This window comes from Edaphobacter aggregans DSM 19364 (assembly GCF_000745965.1).
Classification (GTDB): Bacteria; Acidobacteriota; Terriglobia; order Terriglobales; family Acidobacteriaceae; genus Edaphobacter; species Edaphobacter aggregans.
Window position 1 is genome coordinate 1 of record NZ_JQKI01000289.1, and the last position, 2,710, is coordinate 2,710.

Consider the following 2,710-nt stretch of genomic DNA (forward strand, 5'->3'; position numbering starts at 1 on the left):
GTTGGACGAGGAGTACATTGACAAGATGGAGGACGTGCTCAAGACATATGAAAAGCCTCTGTCTGATGCTCCAACCGGAATAGCTCCACCCATACTTGCCGAGCATAAACCAGAGCGTTTCACCTTTATAGGCCAGGAAACGAGTTTGGTTTGATGAGTCCTCTTTAGGGAACGTGTAGTCCCTTCTCGGCTTACCACAGGCGGAAACGACATTGGTGATGTCGTCGTTAACCACTTCGCAGAATCCAACAGGCAGAGCCAGAGCTAATAGCAAAAGCGGAGCAAACCAACGCATTACTCTCTCACTCCAAGTGAAAATCTGGTTTTAGGGAGGTGCCAGAGAGTATCCCACAGCTCTTGCCTGATGTCCAATGAAAACCCGGCGTTGTGAGCGCCGGGGTCTGGGTGCCTTGTGTACAGTGGAACGCCCCGTTTTAGGTGACCCGATATAAGCAGCCATCGCGATTCACGTGATCTTTCCTGCAATTCGTACATCGCTCTACTTTGCCGGGACGAGCCACTAAACGGAGAGGCAGTCCGCAGTATGGACAATTGGCTGAGTACTTCACGTTTGACCCCATCGCCGCCTTGATTCCTGTGATTGCAATGAGCGGCCCCAGGATCCACCCTAAGAACGGAATGAAGAAGAAGATGACACATCCCATCCCAATGGACGTGGCTATCAGGAATAACCCAGTAGGTATTGAGACCACCGGAGGTACGTCTTTTCTGGTAACACGCGAGTCAATTGTCGTTCCGTTCCTCGTGGGTAGGAACGGGATGGTACAGCAGCCTTCTTCCCGATCAGAGCGGCTCGCTGCTGTTCCCAATTGGGCGGGAACGCTTGACGTCGCGACCGAAGCTCCTCATCCTCCATGTAACTCTCCAGATTGAATTTGGGGAGGTGGCCAGGCGTACGCGTTCCCTGCTCTCACCGCAGGATGAAAGAGTCTGCAATGATGGACGGATGTTATGACATCCATCGGCACTTCCCTTGGGATGCCCGTGGTCCGAACCAAGACCAAAAGTGCTATCTGAGATCTTCCAGACTCGCTGTAAGGTGACTACTGTGTCGAGGAGGCTGGGTTGGCGACTTTCGCTTTCTTTGTTGCGGCATTTCTGTGTGGTGTGGGCATCTACACTCACAACCCTGCATGGGCGGGTTTGGGCATCGTTTTGATGCTAAGTAGTTCAGGAGATGACATCACGTCGGCGATCAAGTCTGTCGAGACCGAGGTGTAGTACGCGATCAAGTCTGTCGAGACCGAGGTCACATCTGCGATCAAGTCTGTCGAGACCGCGGTCACATCTGCGGTCCAGTCTGTCGAGACCGAGGTGAAGTACGCCCGAGAGACCACTACAGATGTCCTAGAAAGGATTGAGGACGGTGTGACTAGCCTAGATAGCTAAAAGGATGTGCGACAGTTCTGGAGGCAGAGGTTCACCTCGCGCCGTTCTCACTCACCTAGTGACGACATATCGCGACTCAGACCCTCGAACGCCTTCCGTACACCTCCACCACGCTCAGCGCATCCTTCCTAAGTCAGCTTCGCGTGAGTGAAGCTCGTACAGTGGATCGTCTCAGATCCCATACTTCGCCTGGACGTAGCAAGCAATCTGCGGGAGCAATGCGGGGGCTGTTGAGTTATCGACCCCGACCTCGGCTATGGACCCGACAAAAACCTCAGAATCCGCATCAGGTTGCCCAGCCCCGATGACGTTCGTAGGCCGCGAGAAGGTAACAAGATTTGTATTTGCCCCTCCCGAATCCACACATGCGCCCTTCGTAACAGTTATAGAAGTGAACAGTTCCAGCGATGTCGTAGGTCATCGCAATCACCGAATACTCATTACCCGGTATGTCATAAGTGGGGTGCCCGGCAAATTTTGTGCCAGTGGAGAACATCAGAGACTGGCATGAGAGGGGCCTGGAATGGCACGAGGCAAGAGGTATCAACCGGAGCAGGTAGTGAACCTGCTGCGACAGATCGAAGTAGCCGTGGCGACCGGCAAGACGACAGCGCAGGCATGCAAGGAAGCGGAGATCGTGCAGACGTACTTCCGCTGGCGGAAGAAGTATGGTGGGGTTGCAGGTAGATCAGGCGAAGCGGCTGAAAGAACTGGAGCAGGAGAACGCGAAGCTGAAGCGTCTTGTAGCTGAGCAGAGTCTTGACAAGCTGGTATTGAAAGATATCGCCTCGGGAAACTTCTAAGCCCTGAGCGACGGCGCAGTGCGGTCGGCCATACTGCGAGCATGGAATGAGTGAGCGGCGTGCGTGCCTTTTGATGGGCAGCCCAGAGGCACGCAGCGCTATCGGCCGACACAGCGTGTTGTGCACACCCTCCATATACCTGTTGACCAGTTGAACTATATCCCCGCTTTCTTTCCGAGATCATTCCTCATATCGTCGATGGCTTCGGGCAAGCCGAGGCGGTTCACTCGGTCTAAGAGCTTGTTGAATTTGACCACGGCGGTGCGGATTCCGTGGGGATTGGCGCTCTGTCGACCGATGCAGTTTGTTTGAAAGTGGTATTTCGGCTGGATTCACGGGGCATTCTTGGCCTCCGGGAGGCGCTCCCGGAGGCCGCGCCGGGTTTCAGGCGCACTACTCCACGAACCTCACATGCTGTCGTTGCGCGATGAGCCTGGGCAGCCGGATCAGGTTGTGGGCGGCGCAGCTGAAGACGAACAGCCAGTCCACCTTCTCCA

The 2,710-nt window shown here is 54.8% G+C and carries 1 protein-coding gene and 1 pseudogene; both read left to right on the plus strand.

Annotated features, from left to right (window positions below):
* Positions 1-1,086: 1,086 nt before the first annotated feature.
* On the plus strand, positions 1,087-1,242 hold the full coding sequence (locus Q363_RS41685; protein ID WP_157468054.1) for a hypothetical protein: 156 nt from the start codon (positions 1,087-1,089) through the stop codon (positions 1,240-1,242).
* A gap of 691 nt (positions 1,243-1,933) precedes the next feature.
* Positions 1,934-2,324: pseudogene (locus Q363_RS31245) on the plus strand (transposase); the annotation flags it as partial.
* Positions 2,325-2,710: the final 386 nt, after the last annotated feature.